The sequence below is a fragment of the Micromonospora sp. NPDC005305 genome (assembly GCF_040607315.1).
In the GTDB taxonomy this organism is placed as follows: domain Bacteria; phylum Actinomycetota; class Actinomycetes; order Mycobacteriales; family Micromonosporaceae; genus Micromonospora.
In genome coordinates, this window is the sequence record NZ_JBEXGL010000011.1 from 137,460 (window position 1) to 154,572 (window position 17,113).

18 protein-coding genes are annotated in these 17,113 nt (G+C 75.2%); 4 read left to right on the forward strand and 14 right to left on the reverse strand.

Annotated elements, in window-relative coordinates:
* Positions 1 to 33: 33 nt before the first annotated feature.
* From ABZS80_RS20080 to ABZS80_RS20110, 7 genes are all read right to left on the reverse strand, one after another.
* Entirely contained in the window at positions 34 to 432 is a 399-nt protein-coding gene (locus tag ABZS80_RS20080) for a TraR/DksA C4-type zinc finger protein (RefSeq protein WP_151461723.1), read from the reverse strand.
* 245 nt (positions 433 to 677) lie between these two features.
* Positions 678 to 1,307, reverse strand: coding sequence for a uridine kinase (locus ABZS80_RS20085; protein WP_355057836.1), 630 nt, complete (start codon positions 1,305 to 1,307; stop codon positions 678 to 680).
* Between the two features lie 143 nt (positions 1,308 to 1,450).
* The gene (locus ABZS80_RS20090) at positions 1,451 to 2,059 is read right to left on the reverse strand and encodes a winged helix-turn-helix domain-containing protein (protein ID WP_355057838.1); all 609 of its coding nucleotides are present in this window, start codon (positions 2,057 to 2,059) and stop codon (positions 1,451 to 1,453) included.
* A 291-nt stretch (positions 2,060 to 2,350) separates the two neighbouring features.
* Positions 2,351 to 2,854, reverse strand: a complete 504-nt coding sequence (locus ABZS80_RS20095) for a winged helix-turn-helix domain-containing protein (protein WP_355057996.1) — start codon at positions 2,852 to 2,854, stop codon at positions 2,351 to 2,353.
* 141 nt (positions 2,855 to 2,995) lie between these two features.
* Positions 2,996 to 3,487 (reverse strand): rhodanese-like domain-containing protein, encoded by a 492-nt coding sequence (locus tag ABZS80_RS20100; protein WP_355057840.1) that lies wholly within the window; start codon positions 3,485 to 3,487, stop codon positions 2,996 to 2,998.
* A gap of 49 nt (positions 3,488 to 3,536) precedes the next feature.
* Entirely contained in the window at positions 3,537 to 3,989 is a 453-nt protein-coding gene (locus ABZS80_RS20105; RefSeq protein WP_355057841.1) for a cysteine dioxygenase family protein, read from the reverse strand.
* Positions 3,990 to 4,106: 117 nt separating this feature from the next.
* Positions 4,107 to 4,484: a signal peptidase I gene (locus ABZS80_RS20110; protein WP_355057843.1), complete on the reverse strand. Its 378-nt coding sequence runs from the start codon at positions 4,482 to 4,484 to the stop codon at positions 4,107 to 4,109.
* Between the two features lie 75 nt (positions 4,485 to 4,559).
* Here ABZS80_RS20110 and ABZS80_RS20115 point away from each other — a divergent pair, with 75 nt between their 5' ends.
* Positions 4,560 to 5,507, forward strand: a complete 948-nt coding sequence (locus tag ABZS80_RS20115) for a DUF3500 domain-containing protein (RefSeq protein ID WP_355057845.1) — start codon at positions 4,560 to 4,562, stop codon at positions 5,505 to 5,507.
* A gap of 11 nt (positions 5,508 to 5,518) precedes the next feature.
* On the opposite strand, the gene ABZS80_RS20120 is transcribed toward ABZS80_RS20115, so the two are convergent.
* The 7 genes from ABZS80_RS20120 to ABZS80_RS20150 all read right to left on the reverse strand — a co-directional run bounded on the left by ABZS80_RS20120 (position 5,519) and on the right by ABZS80_RS20150 (position 14,135).
* On the reverse strand, positions 5,519 to 6,277 hold the full coding sequence (locus ABZS80_RS20120) for a class I SAM-dependent methyltransferase (RefSeq protein WP_355057847.1): 759 nt from the start codon (positions 6,275 to 6,277) through the stop codon (positions 5,519 to 5,521).
* A 43-nt stretch (positions 6,278 to 6,320) separates the two neighbouring features.
* A complete protein-coding gene (locus ABZS80_RS20125; RefSeq protein ID WP_355057849.1) occupies positions 6,321 to 6,824 on the reverse strand; it encodes a DUF2231 domain-containing protein in 504 nt (167 codons plus the stop codon).
* A gap of 76 nt (positions 6,825 to 6,900) precedes the next feature.
* Positions 6,901 to 7,617, reverse strand: coding sequence for a GAF and ANTAR domain-containing protein (locus ABZS80_RS20130; RefSeq protein WP_355057851.1), 717 nt, complete (start codon positions 7,615 to 7,617; stop codon positions 6,901 to 6,903).
* Positions 7,618 to 7,831: 214 nt separating this feature from the next.
* Entirely contained in the window at positions 7,832 to 10,126 is a 2,295-nt protein-coding gene (gene secA2, locus ABZS80_RS20135; protein WP_355057853.1) for an accessory Sec system translocase SecA2, read from the reverse strand.
* A 109-nt stretch (positions 10,127 to 10,235) separates the two neighbouring features.
* On the reverse strand, positions 10,236 to 11,984 hold the full coding sequence (locus tag ABZS80_RS20140) for an ABC transporter ATP-binding protein (protein WP_355057855.1): 1,749 nt from the start codon (positions 11,982 to 11,984) through the stop codon (positions 10,236 to 10,238).
* A gap of 29 nt (positions 11,985 to 12,013) precedes the next feature.
* Entirely contained in the window at positions 12,014 to 13,102 is a 1,089-nt protein-coding gene (locus tag ABZS80_RS20145; RefSeq protein WP_355057857.1) for a zinc-binding dehydrogenase, read from the reverse strand.
* Complete coding sequence (locus tag ABZS80_RS20150; protein WP_355057859.1) at positions 13,095 to 14,135, reverse strand: Gfo/Idh/MocA family oxidoreductase; 1,041 nt, start codon at positions 14,133 to 14,135, stop codon at positions 13,095 to 13,097. Before ABZS80_RS20150 ends, ABZS80_RS20145 begins: the two co-directional genes overlap by 8 nt.
* Before the next feature lie 248 nt (positions 14,136 to 14,383).
* Here ABZS80_RS20150 and ABZS80_RS20155 point away from each other — a divergent pair, with 248 nt between their 5' ends.
* The 3 genes from ABZS80_RS20155 to ABZS80_RS20165 all read left to right on the forward strand — a co-directional run bounded on the left by ABZS80_RS20155 (position 14,384) and on the right by ABZS80_RS20165 (position 17,103).
* Positions 14,384 to 15,364 carry a glucosyl-3-phosphoglycerate synthase gene (locus ABZS80_RS20155; RefSeq protein WP_355057998.1) on the forward strand — a complete coding sequence of 327 codons (981 nt, stop codon included), beginning with the start codon at positions 14,384 to 14,386 and terminating at the stop codon, positions 15,362 to 15,364.
* A 36-nt stretch (positions 15,365 to 15,400) separates the two neighbouring features.
* Positions 15,401 to 16,555, forward strand: a complete 1,155-nt coding sequence (locus ABZS80_RS20160) for a glycosyltransferase (RefSeq protein WP_355057861.1) — start codon at positions 15,401 to 15,403, stop codon at positions 16,553 to 16,555.
* Positions 16,556 to 16,638: 83 nt separating this feature from the next.
* On the forward strand, positions 16,639 to 17,103 hold the full coding sequence (locus ABZS80_RS20165) for a DUF4383 domain-containing protein (RefSeq protein ID WP_355057863.1): 465 nt from the start codon (positions 16,639 to 16,641) through the stop codon (positions 17,101 to 17,103).
* Positions 17,104 to 17,113: the final 10 nt, after the last annotated feature.

Below are 17,113 nucleotides of genomic sequence, written 5' to 3' on the forward strand. Positions count from 1 at the left end.
GCTACCGGGACCGACCGGCAACCCGGGCGACGTTCAGGCCGCCCGCCGCTCCCGGGTCTGCTTGCAGGACACGCAGGACGTGGCGGACGGGAAGATCTCCAGCCGCTCGACCGGGATCGGCGCGGTGCACCCCTCGCAGAAGCCGTAGGTGCCCTCGTCGAGCCGGGTGAGCGCGTGCTCGAACTGGGCGCGCCGGTCGAGGATGGTGCGCAGCAGGGACTGGGCGGTGTCCCGCTCGGCGGTCTTGGTGCCGCTGTCGGCCTGGTCGTCGCCGGCGGTGTCGCCGACCTCGACCAGCCGGAGGACCTGGCTCTGCAGCACGGCCTGCTCGTACTCCGCGGTCAGCTCGTCGTACCGCGACGTCAGGGACTGCCGGATCTGGTCGACCTCCGCCTGGGAGCGGCCCGTGGCTGTCGTGTCGTGGACGAGCATCGCTGCCTGCCTTTCCTGGGGCCTCATAACACCTCCGGGGCGCGAGCGCCCCGGAACGTGGTCCGATGGATGCCCGGGCGAGATCACCCGTGCTCTGTGAGCCGGGCGATTACCCACCCGCTCCACGGGCCAAACCGCGGATTTCCGCGTTCTTCGTCGCCGTTCCTGCCCGGCTGCGCCGTCCGGGGCGTCCCCGTCCCTGCCGCCCCGGCCGCGGTCGTCCCGAATCGGGCCGGCCGCCCGGGTCAGCCGGCCTCGACCAGGGCGGGGTGCCGCGGGTCGTCGGCGCGGACCACCACGTCGGCGAAGGACGCCGGGTCGACCTCGTCGGCGTACCGGGCGAACGCCGGCAGGGTCCAGCGCAGCTCGGGGTCGGTCCGCCGGTCCAGCGCCGCCGGGGAGAGCACCAGGTGGACGGCCACGTCGAACGGCAGGCCGCCGCCGAGCAGCAGCGCGCCGCTGACCAGGACCACCCCGCCGGGCGGCAGGTCGACGTACGAGGCGCGGCTGGCCCGGTCGGCGGCGGCGTCCCACAGCGACGGAAGCAGTCGGCCCGACCCGGCCGGCCCGGCCGGGTCGAGCACCTCCCGGCGCAGGCCCGCCTCGTCGACCCAGCCCTCGTAGTAGGCGTCCGGATTGGTCCGGCCGTGCTCGAGGCGGACCGAGGCGGGCCGGAGGAAGTCGGCGGCCCGCACGTGCAGGACCGGGCGGCCGGCGGCGCGCAGCGGGTCGACCAGGGCGGCGGCGAGGACGTCCGGCTCGGCGGCCGGCGGCCCGTCCACGGCCACCCGCAGCCGGCCGGGCACGGCGGCGCCGGCGAGCCGGTCGGCCAGCTCGGCGACGAGCAGCTCGGGCGTGATGGGGCGGACGCGCATCCGATCATCCTGCCCGGCGGGACGGGTCACCATGCGATCGGCCGGGGCTCCGTCCCTGAGGAGCGCGTCACGGTGCGATCGGCCGGGCGGTCGGGGCTCCGTCCGGAGGCGATCGGCACGTGGCGGCCGGACCCGGGGCGGTGTCAGCCGGTGCGGTCGATGGTGACCCGGGCGTCGTCGGCGAGCCGGTAGCCGACGCCGTAGACGGTGGTGACCAGCGGGACATCCACTCCGACCTTGCCGCGCAGGCGGCGCACGTGCACGTCCACGGTGCGGACGCCAGCGTGCTCGTAGCCCCAGACGGCATTGAGAAGTTGCAGCCGGGTGAACACCCGGCGGGGGTGCGCGACGAGGTGCAGCAGCAGGTCGAACTCCAGCCGGGTCAGCGGCAGCGGCTCGCCGTCGCGGAGCACGGACCGGGACGCGGCCAGGATGTGCAGGGTCGGGATGGTCGGCGCGAGCGGACGCCCTGGCGCGCGGTTGGCCGGCACCGCGTCGGGGCGGCGCTCCGCCGGGGCGGCGCCGGTGCTGATCACGGCATCGCCGCGTTCGAGCAGCTCACGGGCCGCGTCGAGCAGCCGGCGGGCGGCCGGGGTGAGCGACTCCTCGCAGGCCAGCGGGATGTTCAGCGTGACCGTGAGCATGGGCGCCGAGGTGTTGGCGGGACGGCGCTGGCCGCCGGGGGGACGACCCGGAACCGCGGGTTGGGACGTATGCCATCCGGCGCGCGACGAGGCGGGGCTGACCGACATGGTCCTCCTTGGCTGGTCCGGGTATCTCCCCACGGCCCGGGACGCCGCTTCATCGATGCTTCCCGGCGCCTGTGCGAGGGTCAAGGGGCGGCTGCGTTGCATGAATGTGACAATTGACGAACACATCGGAGCCGGATGCTCGCTCTGCGTACGAGGCCCGTTGATTACAGCAGAGCGACGAGTTGACCCGGTACGGGGGGTCCCCGGCCGGTTCACAATGGCCGGTGCACGCGCAAACGTGAACGCGGCGCACCCGCGAACCGGGTACGCCGCGCAGGGGACGGCGGCGCCTCAGCGCTCGCGGTCCAGCACGATCCGGGCCTCGTCGGCCAGCCGGTAGCCGATGCCGTACACCGTGGTCACCAGCGGCGTGTCGACGCCCAGCTTGGCCCGCAGCCGGCGCACGTGGACGTCGACGGTGCGGGCGACCGCGTGCTCGTAGCCCCAGACGTTGGCGAGAAGTTGCAACCGGGTGAACACCCGCCGGGGATGTTCGGCGAGGAAGAGCAGGAGGTCGTACTCGATCCGGGTGAGGGTCACCTGGACGCCGTCGTGGCGGATCCGCCGGGTGCCGGTCAGGATGCGTACGGTGCCGGGCTCCTCGGCCCCGGCGGGCGGCGCGGGCGGCTCCGGCGGCGCGGCGGCGCGGCGCAGGTCGAGCACGGCGCGGGCGGCCCGGTGTTCCTCGGGCCGGAGCAGGCCCTCACCGGAGGCGGCCAGTTCGTCCAGCAGGTCGACCAGCCGCGCCAGGCCGGGCGTCAGCGCGCCGGCGCCCAGGTCGAGGGTGATGGTCAGGGTCGGGGCGGTGCGCGGCCGGTGCGGCGCGACGCGGTCGGGGCGGCCCGGTCGGGCCGGACGGGAGGAGATGGCGACGACGGACATGGGAGCCTCCTGTGCGGGCGGTCGCCCCGCCCCACCGGGGGTGCGGCGGGGCGGTCAGCGGGGCGCCCGGCCGGCGGTCACCGGGGGCGCGGCGGGTGAGGGTCGGAGCGGCGGGGTCGGGCCGAGGGTGGGCAGGCCGGCGATGCGCCAGGCGGCGAAGCCGCCCGCCACGTCGGTGGCCCGGTGCAGGCCGAGGTCCTGGAGGGCGGCGGCGGCCAGCGACGAGGTGTAGCCCTCCTGGCAGAGGACGACCACCGGCACGCCGTAGTCGACGGCCTGGGGCAGCCGGGCCGCGCAGCGCGGGTCGAAGCGCCACTCCAGGACGTTGCGCTCGACGGCGAGGGCGCCCGGCACGGTGCCGTGGGCGGCGCGCTGGCCGGCGGGCCGGATGTCGACGAGCAGGGCCCCGCCCCGGACCGCCAGGTGGGCCTGCTCGGGGTCGAGGCGGCGCAGCCGCGCGCGGGCGGCGGCGAGGATCTCGTCAATGCCCCGGGAGCCGGGCGGTGGGACCGGACAGCTCTCGGAGCGGGTGGGGGTGTGCGCCATCGTGGCGTCCTTTCCAGGGGCGACGGTCGGGGTCGGAGCGCGGGCCGGTTCACCAGGCGACCCCGGCCTCAGCCACCTCGGCGACCAGGAGCCGCCCGGCGTCGAGGCGGTAGCGGGTCATCCGGCGCAGCGCGGGCCGGTAGACGTGCACGCTGGCGGCCGGCTGGCCGCTCCGGTTGGTGACCACGTGGACGTGCCGGGGGCCGAAGCGGCGGCCGGCGCCCGCGGCGAGCTGGTGCGGGCGCAGCCGGCCGCCGGTGACGGTCTCCTCGGTGAGGGCGCCGGCGACGACCAGGAAGGCGCCCGAGGATCCGCCGTGGTCGTGCAGATCGGTGCCCTGCCCGGGCAGCCAGCTCAGCGCCCACACCTCGTGCTCGGCGTCGGCGGCGAGCCGCGCGTACCACCGCTGCGCGTGGTCGAAGCGCAGCGGCACGGGCCAGCCGGTCGGATCGGCCCACCGGGCGGCGACGGCGAGCAGGTCGGACGGGTCGGAGCTGGTCATGGGCGGGGCGTCCTCACGGTACGGGGGCGGCGTTGCCCCCTCAGCATAGCCTCTAAATCCTATGGGTTTAGTAGGTAATACCGCATGCTGGGACGCTTCGGTCCGCGTGCCGGGAGGTCAGCGAAGGACGGGCGGTTCCACCCGGTAGCCGGGGACCGACGGCCAGCGCACCGTGAGCACCACCGACTCGCGCTCGGCGTACCAGGAGTGGTCCACGCCCCGACCCCAGACCACGTAGTCGCCGGGCGCGCGCAGCACCACGGTGCGATCCGGCAGCTCGATCCGGAACGCTCCACTGATCAGCACCAGCAGGGCGGTACGTCGCTCGCCGGTGGCCCATTGCGAGCGGGTCTCCCCCGCGGGGTGCACGCCCCACTTCACCTCGACCTCGGTGCTGTGCCGGACGTCGCCGGGCGGCTTGAAGTGGCCCAGCAGCCAGCCCGCGTCGGTCGCCCCGTCCACCGCCGCGTTGCCGACGTACACCCGATCGTCCATCCGCGCCTCCCGTGCCGGCTCGGCAAGCTACCAGGCAGCCCGACGGGACCGGCCGCGGGACGGTATACAAGGGCGGTGGAGGATCCCGTACCCGAGCAGATGCGCGCGGCGGCCGGCGCGCTGCTGGCGGCGCTCGACGAGCCGGCCCGACAGCGGGCCCGGCACGACTTCGACGACGAGCCGGCGCGCCGGTGGCTGGAGTACCGGCCCCGGCCCCGCCCCGGCGTCAGCCTCGCCGACCTGACCCTCGCCGCCCGCAAGGCGGCCCACCGGCTGCTGGCCACCGCGCTCAGCCCCGCCGCCTACGCCCAGGCCATGGCCGTGGTGGCGCTGGAGGAGGTGCTGGACCGGGCGGAGAGCTGGCAGCGTGGCCGGCACAGCGGCGACTACTGGGTGGCGGTCTTCGGCGACCCGACCCGCGACGACCGGTGGGCGTGGCGGTTCGAGGGGCACCACCTGTCGGTCAGCATGACCGTGGTCGACGACCAGGTCTCCCCCGCCCCGGTCTTCCTGGGCGCCAACCCGGCCACCGTTCGGCACGCCGGCCGGCCGGTCTCCCGGCCGCTCGGGCCGGAGGAGGACCTCGCCCGGGAGCTGCTCGACGCCATCGGGCCGGCCGGCCGGGCCGCCGCGATCGTCACCGACGAGGCGCCGGCCGACATCATCAGCGCCACCCGGCCCACCGCGCCGGGGCGGCTCGACCCGCTCGGCGTGCCCCGCGGCCGGCTCGCCCCGTCGGGCCGGGCGCTGCTCGACGGGCTCGTCGCGCTCTACCTCGACCGGCTCCCGCCGGAGCTGGCCACCCGGGAGGCGCGCCGGCTCGCCGGCGGCGAGCTGCACTTCGCCTGGGCGGGCCCGGTCGGCCCGGGCTGGCGGCACTACTACCGGATCCAGGGCGACGACCTGCTGATCGAGTACGACAACACCGCCGAGGACGGCAACCACGCGCACACCGTGCTGCGCCGCCCGGACAGCGACTTCGGCGCCGATGTGCTGGCCGCCCACCGCTCCGCCGCGCACTGACCCCGGCCGGGTCAGGGGCGGCGGGCCTCGATGAGGAAGCGCTGGGCGTGCGCCACGAACGGGCCCTCGGCGCGGATGCGCTCGTGCAGGCGGCGCAGCTCGGCGCGGTAGCGGTCCACGGTGAAGCCGGGCACCGTCCAGACCACCTTGCGCAGGAACCAGACCACCGCGCCGATGTCGTGGAAGACGGTCCGCAGGGTGGCCGTGCGCAGGTCCACCACGGTCAGCCCGGCGGCCTCGGCCGCGGCGACCGCCTGCTCGGGGTGGCGGTGCTCCGGCGGCGGCAGCGGCCCGAGGAGGGCTTCGCTCAGCTCACGGACCGTGCCGGCGCCGATCTGCTGGGACAGGTAGCTGCCGCCGGGGCGCAGCACCCGGGCGACCTCGTCCCACCAGGTGTCCACCGGGTGCCGGCTGACCACGAGGTCGAACGCGGCGTCGCGGAACGGCAGCGGCGGCCGGTCGGCCACCTGGATCACGGTGGCCCCGACCCGGCGGAGGGTGCGCCGGGCGACCGGCACGTTCGGCGGCCACGCCTCGGTGGCGGCCAGCAGCGGCGGCGGGACCGGCACCTCGGCCAGCACCTCTCCCCCGCCGGTGTCGATGTCCAGCGCGGCACGGACGGTGGCCATCCGGGCGCCCACCAGGCGGGCGTACCCCCAGGGCGGGCGTTCCTCGCTGGCCCGCCCGGTCAGCCAGGCGAAGCCCCAGCCCTCGACCGGCGCCGCCGCGCCCTCGGCGATCAGCTCGTCGGCGTTTCGTTCGGTGTCCACCGGGCGAGCCTGGCGGCCGGGGGCGGCCGGCGGCAAGGCGTTTTCAGGCCTTCGGGCGGATGATCTCCACAGTGGCGCCGGGGATGTCCCGCAGCGCCTCGAAGCCGGTGGGCTCTGCGGCCCGGCCCCGGTCGAACTGGCGCATGAGCCGGGAGCCCAGCCACACCCCGACCGAGCCCACGGCCAGCGCCAGCAGCTCGGTGGCCACCTCGACGCCGTTCGCGCCGCGCTGCGGCGCCTGGGCCCGGATCAGGCAGGTGAGCAGGAACAGCGCCGCCATCGCGGCGTTGACCAGGTTGAACGTGATGGCGGTCCGCCGGGTCCGGTCGGCCCGCACGTCCCACAGGTCGACCATCCCGGCGACCGTCGTGAGCGCGGCGGCGACCAGGGCGGCGACCGCCGTCCAGTAGCCCACCTCGCCGAGGAAGGCCGGGCCGCCGGCGACGTCGGCGAGGTCGAAGACCGCGGCGCTGACGAAGAGCCCGAACGGGAACGTCACCAGCATCGGTTGGATCGGGTTTCCCTGCACCCGCAGCCGGCTCTCCATCGGTTCCTCCCCAGGTCCGCGCAGCTCACCAGTCCAGGGTGCTACCCGAGGCCCGCCGGGACGAAACGAATGTCGCTCAGTTGTCCCGGCGCCGGGAGACGGTGAGCAGGAGCCGCTCGGCCACCTCGCGCAGCGGGATGTCCAACGAGGAAGCGGCGCTGCGCAGCACGTCGAGGGCCTCCGGGGCGGGGCAGCCGCGCTGCGTCATGATCACCCCGACGGCCTGCCCGACCACGCCGTCGGCCAGCGCCGCCGTGTCCAGCTGGTCGGCACGGGCGGCCAGCCGCTCCCGGTCCCGGGTGGCGGCCAGCAGCAGCCCGGCGTGCTCGGCGAGGAGCATGGCGGTGAGCTGGTGCCGGGGGGCGAGCGCGCCGGCCGACTCGGCGTAGAGGTTGATGGCGCCGATCACCTGCTCGTCCACGTCCACCGGCGCGGCGATGACCCCGTGCACGCCCAGCCCGCGGGCCCGCTCCGCCCAGGCCGGCCAGCGCGACTCCCCGGCCAGGTCGGCCGCGGTGATCATCTCGCGCCGCCGGATGGCGGTCAGGGCCGGCGTGTCCGGGCCGTGCCGCAGGTCGTCCAGCTCGGCCCGCTCCGGGTCGGAGGCGGCCACCCCGGCGGGCTCACCGGCGCGCAGCGCGGTGAAACCGCAGCAGTCCACCCCGGGTACGGCGTCCCGGCCGATCCGGACCAGCCGGTCCAGCGCCTCGTCGAAGTCGGTGACCGCGATGAGGCTGGCGGTCAGCTCCCGCAGCAGCGCGGCGGTCTCCAGCACCCCGAGCGTGTCCGTCATGGGGTCCCGCGTGTCGAGGTTCACCGGGCCACGGCCTCCGCCACCTCCGCGCGCGTCCCCGCGGTGTGCCCGTCCGGCGCCGTTGCCTGTCCCATGATCGCTCTCTCCCTGAGTCGAAGCCCCGGCCTACTACCCTCCCAAACCGGGATCGAAACCGCGCAAAGGGGTCCCTTCCGGCGGGGTGCGAGCCGGCAGGGACCCCTTTTGCGGACGGTCAGCGGGAGCCGGAGATGAGCCGCCGCCCCACCGAGGCGATCAGCCGGTCCAGCTCCGAGCCGAACGGATTGTCGTGCACCAGGTACGTCCAGGTCGCGGTCGGCCGCACCAGCTTGGCGGCGTCCGGCTCCCACCCGTCGGAGAACTCGGTCTCCTCGAAGGTGGCGATCGTCCGCGTCTCGATCTCGGGGATCAGCGCGTTGAACGCCGGCACCGCGCTGCGGTGGAACTCGTCCAGCGGGTCCAGCCGGCCCAGCGCCCGCAGGTGCACGCCCTCGCGGACCTCGGAAAGCTCGGCCAGGTGCTCGGCCCAGAGCCGGTCCAGGTGGTAGAGGGCGATCTTGCGGGCCACCTCGGCCAGCAGGTCCTCGTCCATCTCGCCGGCCTTCTCCGGCACCCGCTCCAGCAGCATGAGCGCGGCGATGTCGCTGGTCAGCAGCCGCTCCCGGCGCTCGGCCAGCGCCTTGCGCTGCTGCTCGATCACCTGGCTGTAGCGCCAGGTGTTGCGGTGGATCTCGTGGTTGACGCCCTCGGCGACCCGCTGGGCGTGCTCCACGGCGTAGTCGACCTGCGGGTCGGTGACCAGGCCGTCGGCGTTCATCCGGGGCGAGGCCGGCACGGTGTCGCCGGCGTGCCGCACGACCAGGTCGTCCTCCAGGCTGACGAAGAAGACCGAACCACCCGGGTCGCCCTGCCGGCCGGCCCGCCCACGGAGCTGGTCGTCGACGCGGCGGCTGTCGTGCCGGCCGCTGCCGATCACGTAGAGGCCGCCCAGCTCGGCGACCCGCTCCCGGTCGGCCTGGTCGCTGCCACCCAGCCGGATGTCCACGCCCCGGCCGGCCATCTGCGTGGAGACGGTCACCGCGCCGTACGCGCCGGCCTCGGCGATGATCTCCGCCTCCTCGTCGTCGTTCTTGGCGTTGAGCACGACGCAGGACACCCCGGCGGCGTGCAGGCCGGCGGCCAGCCCCTCGGACTCCTTCACGTCGAGGGTGCCGACCAGCACCGGACGGCCGGCCTCGTGGCAGCGCCGGATCTCGTCGATCAGCGCCTCCTCCTTCTCGGCCCGGGTCGCGTAGATCCGGTCCGTCTCGTCCTCGCGGACGCACGGAGTGTTCGGCGGGATCACCGCCACCTCGAGACCGAAGAACTCGCGGAGCTGGTCGCCGACGAGGACCGCGGTCGCGGTCATCCCGCAGACGGTCGGGTAGAGCGCGATGTAGGCCTGCACCGTGATGGTGCCGAGCACCTCGCCCTCGGCCGTGGCGTCCAGGCCCTCCTTGGCCTCGACCGCCGCCTGTAGCCCGTCCGGCCAGCGGCGGCGCTGGGCCACCCGGCCGCGCATCTCGTCGATCAGCTCCACCGACTTGTCGCGGACGATGTAGTCCACGTCGCGGTGCAGCAGGGCGTGCGCGTGCAGCGCCACGTTGACCGCGGAGAGCTGCCCGACGTGCTCCTCGTCGTAGAGGTCGATGCCGCCCAGCTTGGCCTCCACCGTGGCCAGGCCGACCGAGGTGAAGGCGACGCTGCGGCCGTCCTCGGCGATCGTGTAGTGCCGGTCCTTGCGCAGCCCGCGCACCAGCGCGGCGGCGGCGTGCACCGGGTCCTGCTCGCCGGGGACCGCGCCGGCGAGGACCATCGGCACCCGGGCCTCGTCGATGAGGATGGAGTCGGCCTCGTCGACGATCGCGGTCTTCAGGGCCGGCTGGACCCGCTCGGACAGGTCGGTGACGAGCTGGTCGCGGAGGAAGTCGAAGCCGGCCTCGCTGACCGCGATGTAGGTGACGTCGCAGGCGTAGGCGGCACGCCGCTCCTCGGGGGTGGACGCCTCGTTGACCCAGCCGACGGTGAGCCCGAGCAGGGCGTAGACCGGGCCCATCCACTCGGCGTCACGGCGGGCCAGGTAGTCGTTGACGGTGAGCACGTGCACCGGGCCGTTGCCCATCCGGACGTGCCCGTAGGCCGCGATGGCCGCGGTCAGCGTCTTGCCCTCACCGGTGGCCATCTCGGCGACCTTGCCGGAGAGCAGCGCCATGGCACCGAGCAGCTGGACGTCGTACGGCCGCTGGTCGAGGCCGCGGCGGGCCGCCTCGCGGCCGATCGCGCAGAGCTCCTCGTAGCCGGCGGCCTGCCCGGCCGCCTCGGTCAGCTCCGCGTCGGAGAGCTTCTCCAGCTCGGCCTCGCGGGCCTCGATCGCCGGCAGCAGCTTCTCCAGCGGGGCCAGGTCGACCGTCGTTCCCGGGCGCTGGAGGAACCGCCGGAACCTGGTCTTCAGACGTTGCGACACACCCATGAGCGGCAACGGTACGCGAACGGAAGCCGATTGTGACACCCGTGCGGGGCGGTTGCCGGGCGGTGTCCGGATTCGGGGTTGTTTCCGCAGGTCAGGGCGCTTCGCCCGCTCAACCGACGAGGAGCTGGTGGGTGGCCAGCTCGCGGTAGAGCGGGCTGGTCGAGGTCAGCTCGTCGTGGGTGCCGACGGCGACCACCCGGCCGGCGTCCAGCACCACGATCTGGTCGGCGTCCACCACGGTGGAGAGGCGGTGCGCCACGATCAGCAGGGTACGGCGCACCGCGACGGCGTCGATGGCCCGGCGCAGGGCCGCCTCGTTGCGGGCGTCGAGGTTGCTGGTCGGCTCGTCGAGCAGCAGCACCGGTGGCCCGGCCAGCAGCGCCCGGGCGATCGCCAGCCGCTGCCGCTCCCCGCCGGAGAGCAGCACGCCGCCCTCGCCGACCTGCACGTCCAGCCCGTCGGCGGTCCGCTCAGCCAGGTGCCCGAGGTTGACCTCGTCGAGCACCGCGCGCAGCCGGTCGTCGCCCGCGTCCGGCGCGGTGATCAGCAGGTTGTCCCGGAGCGTGCCGGCGAGCACCGGCGCCTCCTGCTCCACGTAGCCCAGCCGGGCCCGCAGCGCGTCCCGGGGCAGGTCGCGCACGTCGACCCCGTCCAGGCGCAGGGTGCCCCCGGTCACCTCGTAGAAGCGCTCGACCAGGGCGAGCAGGGTCGACTTGCCGGCGCCCGACGGGCCGACCAGGGCGGTGCGGGTGCCGGCCGGCACGGTGAAACTCACCTCGTGCAGCACCGGCGGGCCGCCCGGGTAGCCGAAGCCGACCCGGTCGAACTCGACCGCCGCCGGCCCGGTCGCGACGGGCCGGGCGGTGACCGGCGCGGGCCGCTCGTCCGCCCCCTCCCCCGGCACGGCGAGGATCTCCTCGATCCGGGCCAGGGCGCCGAGCCCGGTCTGCAACTGGGTGTACGCGTGCACCGCCTGCCCCAACGGCAGCACCAGGAAGAACAGGAACATCACGAAGGCCACCAGGTCGCCCACGCCGATCGCCCCGGACGCCACCCGGGCCCCGCCCACGGCCAGCACCAGCAGGAAGGCGCCCTGGACGGTGACCGTGCTGGCCGGACCCACCACCGCCTGGGCCCGGGCCACCCGCAGCCCGGCCGCGTACGCCTCGGTCGCGCTCGACACCACGGTCGCCGTCTCCCGCCGCTCGGCGCGGCTGGCCCGGATGGTCCGGGCCGCGGAGATGGCCCGTTCGACGGCGGAGGTCATCTCGCCGACCCGTTCCTGGGCCTGGCGGGCCAGGCCCCGGACCCGCCGGGCGACCGTGAGCGCGAAGCCGACGCCGACCGCGACGGCGGCCAGGGTCACCCCGAACAGCAGCGGGTCCAGCAGCAGCATGGCGGTGCCGGCGCCGAGCACCATGACCGCCCCGGTGACGGTCTCGAAGAGGCCGGAGGTGACCACCGCCCGCAGCAGCGTGGTGTCCGCGCCGACCCGGGAGAGCAGGTCGCCCGTGCGGCGCCGGTCGTACTCGGCGATCGGCAGCCGCAGCACGTGCCCGGCGAGCCGTCGCCGGGTGCCCAGCACGAGCCCCTCGGCGGTCCGCTGGAGCAGGAAGTCGCGGAGCCCGCCGAGCAGCGCGCCGACCACGACGAGAGCCACCAGGACGGCGACCAGCGCCGTGGCCGGGCGGCCCGCGGTGATCCGGTCGAGCACACTCCGGGTGAGCAGGGGCTGGGCCAGCGCCGCCCCGGCGCCGGTGAACGACAGCGCGCCCACCGCCACCAGGGTGCCGCGGTGGGCGCGCAGGTACGGCAGCAGGGCGGCGAGCCCCGGCGGGCGGCCGGCGTCGGTCGTCATGGCAGCACCGTAACGGGGCCGGCCCGGGTTCAGCCGGTGAGTACCACCTGCAGCTCGGAGCGCCGCCGCTGCGCCAGGTCGGTGAGCAGCGCCGGCGCCTCCTCCAGCGGCACCACGGCGGAGACGAGATGCTTGCGGATCAGGTCGCCGTACTGGCGCACCAGCTCGATCGTCTCCGCGGAGAGCCGCTCACGGTCCCAGGTCGGCGCCAGCCCGCGCGGCACCCGGCCGATCTGCGCGCAGCGCAGCGACAGCCCGTTGTGGTGGAACTCCTCCCCGAGCCGGACCGCGTCGGCGCCGTCCTGGTAGAACGCCAGGTCGATCACGGTGCCCTGGGGGCGCAGCAGGCGCAGCGCGAGCTGGAGCGCCCAGTCCTGGCCCCGGCACTGGAAGACCACGTCCGCGCCCCGGTCGCCGGCGGCGTGGTTCCAGCGGGTCTTGAGCACCACGGCCGGGTCGTCCGCCGCCGGGTCGAGGGTCTCCAGGCCGAGCGCCTCGGCCACCTCCCGACGGGCCGGGGTGGGGTCGATGACCACCACGGAGGTGGCACCGTGCCGGCGGGCGAACAGCGCGGTGAGCAGCGCGACAACCCCGCTGCCGACCACCGCCACCCGACGCCCGCGCACCCCGTCGCCGAGCGAGCGGACGTCGCTTCCGCACAGGTCGGCGGCGGCGTGCAGCAGGCCGTTGGCGCAGATCGGGCCCATGTGCGCGACGTAGACGCCGAGCAGCGGGTCGAGGTCCTCGGGCAGCGGCACGAAACGCTCGGCGACCGGGTCGGCGACGTGACCGCTGCGGTGGCCGTACGTCATGGCGCCGACCGTGCCCACGGCGACCGCCGGGGTGCGGCTCTCCACCACCCGGCCGACCTGCATGTAGCCGAGCCGGGTGACCGGGTACGGCGTGCTGGCCTCGCCGGGCTGGAACAGTCCGAGGCCGGCGTTCCAGGTGACGTGCAGGTAGGGGTTCGTGCCCTTGACGTAGCTCAGTTCGGTGCCGGCGGAGACCCCGCTGAAGAGGGTCTCCACCCGGAAGGTGCCCTCGCGCAACTCGGCCGCGTCCTGTTCGACCAGCTCGACCCGGCCCGGCCCGCTGACCACCACCACCCGGTCACGCATCGACGGTCACCTCCGTCGGCCCGGCCGGGGTCGCGTCGGCGACCGCGGCGGTGAGCCGCGCGGCCGGCCCGGTCGGCAGCGCCACCGCCCGCCCGGTGCGCGCCGACTCGGCCACCGCCAGGGCGAGCCGCTGGGTGCGCAGCGCCTCGGCGTACGGGACCCGCACGTCGTCGCCGATCCCCCGCACCGCGTCGACGAAGGCCCGGTCGACGGCCACCCGGGCGCCGTCCGGGTCGGCGGGCAGGCGCCGCTCGCCGTCGGCGTCGCAGACGGTCAGGCCGTCCTCGGCCAGCGACAGGGCCAGCCCGTCGGCGAGGATCTCCAGGCCGGCCCGGTGCTTCCAGCCGAGCACACAGGCCGCCGCGAGGGTACCGACCGCGCCGGAGGCGAAGCGCAGGGTGGCCGCCGTGACCGAGTCGATGTCCGCGCCCTCGACCGGCGGTGGGCTGCCGTCGCCGTACGCGGTCACCTCGGTCGCCTCGCCCACCAGCAGCCGGACCAGGTCCAGCACGTGCGCGGCCTGTTCGACGACCGGTCCACCGGAGCGGTCCCGCCGGGCCCACCAGGCGACCGGTGGCACCTTGTCCAACCAGGCCCCGTTGACCATCCGCACCGGCCGGTCGGCGAGCAGTTGCCGGGCCTCCTCCACCACGTGCAGGTAGCGCCAGTGGTGGCCGACGGCGGTGAGCAGGCCGCGCCGCTCGACCAGCGCGGCGACCCGCTCCGCGGTCTCCAGGTCCACCGCCACCGGCTTCTCCACGAACATCGGCACGCCCGCGGCGATCACCGCCTCCTCAACCGGGCCGTGCGCGAACGGCGGCACGCAGACGTAGACCGCGTCCGGGCCGGCGGCGAGCAGGTCGTCCACGTCGCGGAAGGTCCGCGCGTCGTGCGCGCCGGCGAGGGCCGCCGCCGCCTCGGGGGCGACATCGGTCACGCCGAGCAGTTCCACGTCCTCGAAGCCGGTCAGCACCCGGACGTGGCGCTGGGCCACCCCGCCGGCTCCGACGAGTCCCACTCGGCAGACATGCATGCTCCCGACCCTTCCACGGTGAAGACGGACCGTCGAGACACTCCCCGCGGGGCCGCGTGGCCAAACGTGTACCGGACGCGCAATCAAACGTTCACCCGCCGGGAACCGCCCGGACCCAGCTTGGTGATCGGGTATTCGGCATGATCCGGTTAGCACGGGCGGCGGAGTGGGCAAACCAGGGGCCCGTGGATCCGCCACGACCTGGGAGCGTGCCTGTGTCGGATACAGCGTCGACCGTCTCACCTGTGGTGGAGGCCTGGGCCACGTACCGCACCACGTCCGCCGACGACTGGCCGGCGCGTCGGCTGCTGCGGGCCAAGGGCGCGAGCCGGGTCAGCGTGGTGCTGCCGGCCCGCAACGAGGAGGAGACCGTCGGGCCGATCGTCTCGACGATCCGCCGGCACCTGATGGACCGGGTGCCGCTGGTCGACGAGCTGATCGTGGTGGACTCGCGGTCCACCGACCGCACCGCGCAGGTGGCCCGGGCCGCCGGCGCCGAGGTGGTCAGCCAGGACGCCATGACGCGGGGGCTGCCCCGGCTCAGCGGCAAGGGGGACGCGCTCTGGGCCGGGCTGGCGGCGGCGGAGGGCGACGTGGTCGCGTTCGTCGACGCCGACCTGCGGGAGTTCCGGCCGCACTTCGTCACCGGGCTGGTCGGGCCGCTGCTCACCGACCCGTCGGTCGACTTCGTGAAGGGCTTCTACCACCGGCCCCTGGTCCGGACCAGCGGGGTGGAGGCCGACGGCGGAGGCCGGGTGACCGAGCTGATGGCCCGGCCGCTGCTGAACCTGTTCTGGCCGGAGCTGGCCGGCTTCGTGCAGCCCCTTGCGGGCGAGTACGCGGGCCGCCGCGAGGTGCTGGCACAGGTGCCGTTCGTCTCCGGCTACGGCGTGGAGACGGCCATGCTCATCGACCTGCTGGAGCTGGTGGGGCTGGACGCGCTGGCCCAGGTGGACCTGGGCGAGCGCAAGCACCGCCACCAGGACACCGCCGCGCTCGGCCGGATGTCGGCGCAGATCCTGCTGACCGCCTGGTCCCGGTTGCAGCGCCGCGGCTGGGCGGTGCCCGGCCTGGAGCCGACCGCCCTGCTGACCCAGTTCCGGCGGGGCGGCTCGGAGGCGCTGCCCCACCTGGACCGCGAGATCATGGTCAGCGACGTCTCGATCGAGGAACGGCCGCCGCTGGCACAACTGCGACACCGGGTGCCGCGGCGACGCGTCGCGGCGTGAACCGGTGAGCGCCCCCCGAGGAAGGGACCGCGCACCATGACCCTCACCGTCCTGATGAACGCCGGTCCCTGGCTGTCCGTGCCGCCGCCCGGCTACGGCGGGATCGAGAACGTCGTCGCCACGCTGGTCCCGGAGCTGCGGCGGCTCGGCGTGCGGGTGGTGCTCGCCTCGGTGGAGAGCAGCACACTGCCGGTCGACGAGCGGATCTCGGTCTTCCCGGACGGGCAGTTCCACGCCCTGCAACGGCCGTACAACCAGGTCTGCGGGGTGGCCCAGGCTCACCTGCACGGGGTGGTCCGCGCGCTGCGCGCCCGCGCCGACATCGACCTGGTGCACGACCACGTGGAGGCGGTCGGGCTGGCCACCATGGCGGCGCTGGGCCCGGACGCCCCGCCCGCACTGCACACCCTGCACTGGGACCTGGCCAAGCACCCGGAGCTGTACGGCAACATCGACGGCGGTGGCCGGGTGCACGTCAACGGCGTCTCCGCCGCGCAGCTCGCCCGCGCGCCGCGCGCCCTCCGGGAGCACTCGGTCGGCCACGTGCACCTCTCCACCCCGCTGGCCGTCGACGCGGACCGCCGGCCGGCGGTGGCCAAGGGTGAGCACGTGGTGATCCTGGGCCGGATCAACCCGGGCAAGGGGCAGGACCTGGGCGCCCGGCTGGCCCGGCAGGTCGGCTTCCCACTGGTGCTGGCGGGGCCCGTCGGGCCGTACCACCGGCCCGAGGAGCTGGCGGCGGCGGGCGACGAGGCCCGGCAGAACCCGGACGTCCGGTTCTTCCACGACCACGTGGCCCCGCACGTCGACGGCGACCTGGTGCGGTGGGTGGGCACGGTCGCCGGGCGGGAGCGCGACGACCTGGTGGCCGGGGCACTGGCCTCGCTGTTCCCGCTGCGGTGGGAGGAGCCCGGCGGCACCGCGGTGGTCGAGTCGCTCGCGCTCGGCACGCCGGTGGTGGCGACCGCCCGGGGCTGCCTGCCGGAGCTGGTCGAGCACGGCCGCACCGGGCTGCTCACCGCCGACGAGGAGGAGCTGGGTGACCTGGTGCTGGCCGCCGGGCTGCTCGACGAGGACGAGTGCCGGCGTGAGGCGGCCGTCCGGTTCACCCCGGAGCTGATGGCCCAGCGGTACGTGGAGCTGTACCAGCGGGTCCGCCGGCTCGCCGCCCGGTCGTTGCAGCCGGCCTGAACCGACGGTTCGCGTTGCGGGGCGTTTGCCCCCGGTGTGTCCGGGAAAGCCGCCCGGTCCCTTTGTCTGGCGAGGAGGCCGGCATGACGAACTCGATGGCCCACTCCCGTGGGCGCCGCAACCCGGCCGACGGCCGGGCGCCGGTACGCCGGGCCGCGGCGACGGTCGGCGTGATCTTCCTGGTGATCGGCGTGCTGGGCTTCATCCCGGGCATCACCACCCACTACGGCGACCTGAAGTTCGCCGGGCACGACTCCGAGGCGAAGCTGCTCGGGCTGTTCCAGGTGTCGGTGCTGCACAACATCGTGCACCTGGTGTTCGGCGTCGCCGGCCTGCTGCTGGCCCGGACGATCTCCGGGGCCCGGACGTTCCTGGTCGGCGGTGGCGCCATCTACCTCGTGCTGTGGCTGTACGGCGTGGTGGTCGACCACGACAGCGGCGCGAACTTCATCCCGCTCAACGGCGCGGACAACTGGCTGCACTTCCTGCTGGGGGTCGGCATGATCGCCCTCGGGCTGCTCACCACGCGGGGTGGAAACCGGCGCTGAGCAGGCCGGC

What these genes read in the sequence shown, in the direction of transcription:
- ABZS80_RS20105 (WP_355057841.1), bottom strand. Translation starts at nt 3,989, where the DNA reads ATGACCAGCTCCGACCCGTCCGACCTGCTCGCCGTCGCCGCCCGGTGG.
- ABZS80_RS20125 (WP_355057849.1), bottom strand. Translation starts at nt 6,824, where the DNA reads ATGGAGAGCCGGCTGCGGGTGCAGGGAAACCCGATCCAACCGATGCTG.
- ABZS80_RS20130 (WP_355057851.1), bottom strand. Translation starts at nt 7,617, where the DNA reads ATGACGGACACGCTCGGGGTGCTGGAGACCGCCGCGCTGCTGCGGGAG.
- ABZS80_RS20165 (WP_355057863.1), top strand. Translation starts at nt 16,639, where the DNA reads ATGACGAACTCGATGGCCCACTCCCGTGGGCGCCGCAACCCGGCCGAC.
- ABZS80_RS20085 (WP_355057836.1), bottom strand. Translation starts at nt 1,307, where the DNA reads ATGCGCGTCCGCCCCATCACGCCCGAGCTGCTCGTCGCCGAGCTGGCC.
- ABZS80_RS20150 (WP_355057859.1), bottom strand. Translation starts at nt 14,135, where the DNA reads ATGCATGTCTGCCGAGTGGGACTCGTCGGAGCCGGCGGGGTGGCCCAG.
- ABZS80_RS20100 (WP_355057840.1), bottom strand. Translation starts at nt 3,487, where the DNA reads ATGGCGCACACCCCCACCCGCTCCGAGAGCTGTCCGGTCCCACCGCCC.
- ABZS80_RS20160 (WP_355057861.1), top strand. Translation starts at nt 15,401, where the DNA reads ATGACCCTCACCGTCCTGATGAACGCCGGTCCCTGGCTGTCCGTGCCG.
- ABZS80_RS20145 (WP_355057857.1), bottom strand. Translation starts at nt 13,102, where the DNA reads ATGCGTGACCGGGTGGTGGTGGTCAGCGGGCCGGGCCGGGTCGAGCTG.
- ABZS80_RS20140 (WP_355057855.1), bottom strand. Translation starts at nt 11,984, where the DNA reads ATGACGACCGACGCCGGCCGCCCGCCGGGGCTCGCCGCCCTGCTGCCG.
- secA2 (WP_355057853.1), bottom strand. Translation starts at nt 10,126, where the DNA reads ATGGGTGTGTCGCAACGTCTGAAGACCAGGTTCCGGCGGTTCCTCCAG.
- ABZS80_RS20110 (WP_355057843.1), bottom strand. Translation starts at nt 4,484, where the DNA reads ATGGACGATCGGGTGTACGTCGGCAACGCGGCGGTGGACGGGGCGACC.
- ABZS80_RS20090 (WP_355057838.1), bottom strand. Translation starts at nt 2,059, where the DNA reads ATGTCGGTCAGCCCCGCCTCGTCGCGCGCCGGATGGCATACGTCCCAA.
- ABZS80_RS20080 (WP_151461723.1), bottom strand. Translation starts at nt 432, where the DNA reads ATGCTCGTCCACGACACGACAGCCACGGGCCGCTCCCAGGCGGAGGTC.